The sequence below is a fragment of the Methylobacterium sp. WL6 genome, from assembly GCF_008040095.1.
In the GTDB taxonomy this organism is placed as follows: domain Bacteria; phylum Pseudomonadota; class Alphaproteobacteria; order Rhizobiales; family Beijerinckiaceae; genus Methylobacterium.
The window spans coordinates 1-429 of record NZ_VRVH01000698.1; the positions used below are offsets into that span (position 1 = coordinate 1).

Sequence of the window (429 nt, forward strand, 5' to 3'; positions counted from 1 at the left end):
GGGCTCGACCGCCGGGTCGGCTCCGTCGGCGGCCGCCTCGCGGTCGTCGCGGCGACCGGCGCCGTCCTCGTCGGCGGCTTCGCCCTCCTGTTCCCGGTCTGCCTCGGCGGCCCGTTCCCGGGGATGACGCCGCTGGTCCGCGACCGCTGGCTGCTCACGGTGAACGAGATGTCCTCGGTGCCGAAATTCCTCGCCGGCCGGCGGTGGGAGGTGCTGGTCTACTATCCGGTGCTGGCGCTGGCGGCGCTCGCGGCGACCTGGGCGGCGTTCCGGGGACCGGCGGCGCATCGGCGCGCCTACGGCGTCGCGGCTCTGCTGCTGTGGCCGGGGCTGGTCATCGGCTGGTTCCAGTTCCGCGGAATCTACGTTGTCTCCGGGTTGATCCCGCTGGTGGCGGGTCCGGCGCTCGCCCGCGGCCTGGCGCTGGCG

The 429-nt window shown here is 75.3% G+C and carries 1 pseudogene; it reads left to right on the plus strand.

Going from position 1 to position 429, the window contains the following annotated elements:
• Nucleotides 1-429, plus strand: a pseudogene (locus FV230_RS30275) (hypothetical protein); the annotation flags it as partial.